This is a genomic window from Ensifer sp. VA4 (assembly GCF_055710065.1).
The window spans coordinates 1-292 of the sequence record NZ_JBVQPO010000071.1; the positions used below are offsets into that span (position 1 = coordinate 1).

The 292-nt window shown below is 68.2% G+C and carries 1 pseudogene; it reads right to left on the minus strand.

The window, feature by feature from the left end:
- Positions 1-292, minus strand: a pseudogene (locus AC0C6X_RS30210) (molybdate ABC transporter permease subunit); the annotation flags it as partial.

Sequence of the window (292 nt, forward strand, 5' to 3'; positions counted from 1 at the left end):
GCGACCGCGGTCGGCAGCGCGAACGGCAGGTCGACCATGGCGTCGACCACCCGCTTGCCGGGGAAACGATAGCGCACCAGCACCCAGGCGAGGATGACGCCGAAGATCAGGTTGATCACCGCGGCGAGGAACGCCGTGCCGAAGGAGATCTTCAGCGCGTTGAGGGTGCGCGGATCGAGCGTCAGCGCCACGAACTCGGACCAGCCGAGCCCGCTGGCCCGGACCACCAGCCCCGACAGCGGAATCAACACGATCAGCACCAGCCAGCTCAGCGTGATCCCGAGCGACAGCC